The organism is Tractidigestivibacter sp. (assembly GCF_057241865.1).
On record NZ_DBHHPX010000077.1, the window covers coordinates 1 to 4229 of the forward strand.

Sequence of the window (4229 nt, forward strand, 5' to 3'; positions counted from 1 at the left end):
CGGCGCCCACTCGGCACATAATCGCATCCGGCACATTAGAGGGCTTCTTCGGCACCATGAAGAACGAGATGTTCTACGGGAGGGACTGGGAGAGCGTCAGCCTGGAGGAGCTCGGGAAAAGGATCGATGACTACATAGAGTGGCACGACACAAAGAGGATCAGGCGCTCGCTGGGCTCGATGGGCCCCTTGGCATACAGGCAAAGCCCAGCCCTTGCAGCCTAGCGAGAACGGTACGGAAAAGCGGTACCACCCCCGGAATATCATCAGGAAATGAACGCTGCGGGCACGGGAACCGGACATGCGGCGTTCAATTCCCGTGCCGCAATGGCAGCCTGAGGCCCGCTAGGGCATCTGCCCTTCAGGCATGCCCTCTCCCGATATGAGGGCATGCCTCATGCGCCAGGACTCGCCGCCGAGCCTGAGGGGCCTCCCGTGGTGGCAGACGCGGCCTGTCACGGCAGCCGCCGTCTGGTCGTCGCCGAGGACGGCTCCCCGGCGCGCGAACTCGAGGTTCGTGGTGATCACGAGCGGCTGGCGCTCGTGGCCCTCCGATATGACCTGGAAGGGCAGCCTCGCCCCGTCGGTGCCGAGGGGAACCTCGACGGCTACTACCTCGTCGTCACGAGCGAGACCGACTGGGAGGACTCCCACATCCTCGACGCCTACCGCGAGCTCTGGAGGATCGAGGAGTCGTTCCGCGTCACCAAGACCGGGGGCTCTCCTCCCGGCCCGTCTGCGTTTGGGCCAGGGAGCACATGAGGGCGCACTTCCTGACCTGCTACCTGGCGCTCCTCATAGTCCGCCTCTCGCAGGGGGCGCTGCCCTCGCACCCGTTGGCGGCGGCGCTGCTCGACGACATGCGCGCGCTCGACTGCTCTTACGCAGGCGGCGGCTGGTGGCTCTTCGACCACAGGACCGACCTCACGGACGAGGTCTTCGCGCTCGTCGGCCTGGACGCTCCCAGGAGGTGGATGCGCACCCGCGACGTCAAGGCGCTCTTCGCCAAGGGCAGGAAGATCGGCTGGGGATAGCGGGACGGACGGTGCGCCGTCCGGAAACATTCAACGCAAAAGAGGTCGTTTGACCAGGTAAAGTGGGTCAAACGGCCTCTTCAAACTGCAAAAGCTAGGATGTCTCACCATAGACCGACCCATGAGAAAAGCCACAAACCCCAGGTAAGCCCTGAAATTTGTGGCTTGAGACAGCTCGGTGACTAGTGGCTAAGTGTCAAATCCCTGTGTTGCCGATCCCACCGTGCGCCCTCCCGAATTCGGCCGGCGTCACTCATCCGAGTGCGGAGTGCATCCTGATCCTATTGAAATGTATGCGTAAGGCGTTATAATGACAATGTACTTACATTATGAAATGGAGATAGTACATGGCGGCTTCATCGGTAACCATCCGCGTCGACAGCGACGTCAAGGAGGGGGCTTCCCGCGTAGCCGAGCACTTCGGCTTCGACCTGTCTTCGGTCACACGCGCCTTCTACCTCCAGATGATCAGGGAGAACAGGATCCCCCTCACGCTGTCAGATCCCGAGCCGAACGACGAGTCGCTTGCGGCCATCAAGGAGACCGACGAGATGATCCGTTCCGGGAAGGGCGAGAGTTTCAGCTCCGGGCACGACCTCATCCAGGCGGCACTCTCATGACGGGACGCCTTCAGACGAAGTTCACGCTCGCGTTCAGCCGCGACCTCAAGAAGAAGGCGGCCAAGCGGAACTGGGACCTGCGAGAGCTCGAGGAGGTTGTCGACCTCGTTATCACCAACACTTCGGAATCCCAGGAAATCTTAAAGCAGAGGCACAGCATGCATCGACTTTCGGGCAAATGGGCGGGTAGCAGCGAGTGCCATGTGGCGAACGCCGGCGACTGGCTCGTGATCTGGAGAACGGAGTCCAGTATCGCCTACTTCCAGAGGACCGGCTCCCATGACGAGCTGTTCCGCTGACTACCGGCATCGAGCTCACGGTACCGAATCACTCGCCAGGCTACCCGCTACCATTCTTCCTGGGGATTCGGGGAGCAGTTGCGCATCGAATGCCCGTTTCGCAGCGATTTCGCGCCCTTATGCAACTACTCCCTAACATCCCGAATCAGAGCCTGATTCGACATTGGTTCGCGGAAAGCGCGTACGTGGCAACACCAGACGGACGATACGATACGGCATTGCACGATACGGACGGTTTTCCGACAATGTGACCATCGAGTGGGAGTAGGCCCAGCTAGCGCATTCTTTTCCTCTCTCTTAGCATCTAGTCGTATATAGTTGTATCTATTGGAACCGGTGCCCTCAAATGCGCATCTTCCGGAACGCCCCCTACAGCTCGTCGCTGGATGCCATGAGCTCGACGAGATTGTGGTGCGTGACCCCGTCCCTCTCGAGAGGCAGTGGGTCCAGCGTGAGCAGGTACTGTGGGTAGTTGTCGCGCACCCGCGAGAACGGCCGGTACTCGCGCTCCTCGACGGCCCTATCGGCAACCGACAGGGACACCTGTATGTAGGCGTATCCCTCGTCGGCCCTTTGTGCGATGAAGTCGACCTCCAGCTTCCCGATCCGCCCGACGCTCACGCGGTAGTCCTTGTACTTCAGGTACGTGTAGACCGCGTTCTCGAGCAGAGGTCCGTAGTCCATGGTGGCATTGACGTTGCGGGCGAAGTAGATGCCCGTGTCGGCGAGGTAGTACTTCTCGCCGCCCTGCAGGGACCGCTTCGACTTCATGTCGAAGCGGTCGCAGCGGTAGAGCAGTTTCGCCTTCACCAGCAGCTCGATGTAGCTCGCGAGCGTCTCGCGCTTGATGGGGATCCCCTGTGTGCTGCGCAGGTACTCTGCGATGCCGGTCAGGTTCGTTGGCGCCGCGAAGTTGTTGATGATGTAGGTCATCACCTTCTCGAAGGTGGACCGGTTGCGTATCTTGTGGCGCGAGCGGATGTCCTTGTCGATGATCTGGCCGACGACCTCCTCGATGTAGCGCGCCTTGGCCTGCGGGTCGTCGAGCTCCAGTGACTTGGGGAAGCCGCCGTAGCGCAGGAACTCGCGGAACAGTTGTGCTTCGGGAGCCGCAGGCTTTCCCAAGAATTCGCGCATCTCGAGGTACTCGGAGAACGTGAGGGTGAACAGCTCTATCTCGATGTAGCGGCCGGTGAGGTTGGTCATGAGCTCGCCGGACAGCAGATAGGAGTTCGACCCGGTGATGAACACCGAGAACCCGCCATCGGCGCGGTAGGCGTTGACGACCTCCTCGAAACCCTCGACTCTCTGGACCTCGTCAATAAAGAGGTACACGGTGCCCTCGGTGCCGGAGGGTATGCGCCCCTCGATGACTGCCTCGAGTTGGTCGGGCGTCTTGACGCTTCTCAGGCCACGCTTCTCTAGGTCGATGAAGATGATGTTTCCCGCCGGCACGCCGTGCTCGATGACCTCCTCGGCGACCGTCTCCATGAGGCAGGACTTGCCGCAGCGGCGGATGCCCGTCACCACCTTGATGATTCCCGTATCGTCGACGAACGGACGAATCTTCTCTAGGTATGCCTCGCGGCGATAGAGACGGTCTGCCATGCCCCTTCTCCTCTCGTTATTTCCGATTTAAGAGTAGCATATTTGCTATTTTTTTGAAAGTACTACCCTTAAACGGACAATATAGAAGCAGTTACTGCGAGGATGAGCGACGGACGGTACGCTCTGGCACTTGGGTCGAATGTCTAGAGAAGTAGTTGCCGGCAACTCGCATGCCCCTTCACCTTATCGGCGAACAGGTACTCAAATGCGTGAGTCGAGCATCGTTTCCCCGCTCAGGGCTTTACCTCCTAGTGAGTGAGATTTACTTCCCTAGCAAAGCCTGGGGAGGACTCGACGGCGCTCGTTTTTTGGCTCTTCGAAACTTCTGGTGGGTAGCATGCCCTCCCCGCATTGAGCGCATCGCGCCCGGAGGGTAGGGTTACCCCCGACGGACGGCGACGCGACGGGGAGGCCGAGGGTGGACGCGCGGGCAGGCATGCCGGCACAGCCCTTCGAGAGGCCCATGGGGCTCGGGGACGAGTGGAGGGTCTCCGACGTCTGGTCCGAGGAGCGCGGGGACGCCCCCGACGAGCCCCACGTGAGGGTCGGGCGCGTCCCCGGGCGGGCCGTGGCGTGCCCGGTCTGCGGTGTTAATGCCAATATAAAAATGGCCACTGGGACTGCGGTGGAAATCTTGGACCGTGAGTGGTGCAGGAGGATCCATGTACA

The 4229-nt window shown here is 60.8% G+C and carries 6 protein-coding genes and 1 pseudogene; 5 read left to right on the forward strand and 2 right to left on the reverse strand.

Annotated elements, in window-relative coordinates; all coding sequences use genetic code 11:
* Window positions 1-224, forward strand: a 224-nt coding sequence (locus ACO59D_RS12895; RefSeq protein ID WP_485127330.1) for an IS3 family transposase, incomplete at its 5' end; no start/stop codon positions are given.
* Between the two features lie 120 nt (window positions 225-344).
* Here ACO59D_RS12895 and ACO59D_RS12900 read toward each other — a convergent pair.
* Complete coding sequence (locus ACO59D_RS12900) at window positions 345-653, reverse strand: ATP-binding protein (RefSeq protein WP_485127331.1); 309 nt, start codon at window positions 651-653, stop codon at window positions 345-347.
* On the opposite strand from ACO59D_RS12900, the pseudogene ACO59D_RS12905 reads away from it, so the two are divergent.
* From ACO59D_RS12905 to ACO59D_RS12915, 3 genes and pseudogenes are all read left to right on the forward strand, one after another.
* A pseudogene (locus ACO59D_RS12905) lies at window positions 600-1033 on the forward strand (IS1634 family transposase); the annotation flags it as partial. The gene ACO59D_RS12900 and the pseudogene ACO59D_RS12905 overlap by 54 nt on opposite strands.
* A gap of 347 nt (window positions 1034-1380) precedes the next feature.
* Entirely contained in the window at window positions 1381-1653 is a 273-nt protein-coding gene (locus ACO59D_RS12910) for a type II toxin-antitoxin system RelB/DinJ family antitoxin (RefSeq protein WP_130811336.1), read from the forward strand.
* On the forward strand, window positions 1650-1952 hold the full coding sequence (locus tag ACO59D_RS12915; protein ID WP_485127332.1) for a type II toxin-antitoxin system RelE/ParE family toxin: 303 nt from the start codon (window positions 1650-1652) through the stop codon (window positions 1950-1952). The genes ACO59D_RS12910 and ACO59D_RS12915 overlap by 4 nt, the downstream gene beginning before the upstream one ends.
* Before the next feature lie 369 nt (window positions 1953-2321).
* On the opposite strand, the gene ACO59D_RS12920 is transcribed toward ACO59D_RS12915, so the two are convergent.
* Window positions 2322-3560: an ATP-binding protein gene (locus tag ACO59D_RS12920; RefSeq protein WP_485127333.1), complete on the reverse strand. Its 1239-nt coding sequence runs from the start codon at window positions 3558-3560 to the stop codon at window positions 2322-2324.
* 418 nt (window positions 3561-3978) lie between these two features.
* Here ACO59D_RS12920 and ACO59D_RS12925 point away from each other — a divergent pair.
* On the forward strand, window positions 3979-4229 hold a 251-nt coding region (locus ACO59D_RS12925), incomplete at its 3' end, for a hypothetical protein (protein ID WP_485127334.1).

Bases quoted from the DNA above. Each gene is read 5' to 3' on its own strand.
- ACO59D_RS12910 (WP_130811336.1), top strand. From the start codon at position 1,381: ATGGCGGCTTCATCGGTAACCATCCGCGTCGACAGCGACGTCAAGGAG.
- ACO59D_RS12915 (WP_485127332.1), top strand. From the start codon at position 1,650: ATGACGGGACGCCTTCAGACGAAGTTCACGCTCGCGTTCAGCCGCGAC.
- ACO59D_RS12920 (WP_485127333.1), bottom strand. From the start codon at position 3,560: ATGGCAGACCGTCTCTATCGCCGCGAGGCATACCTAGAGAAGATTCGT.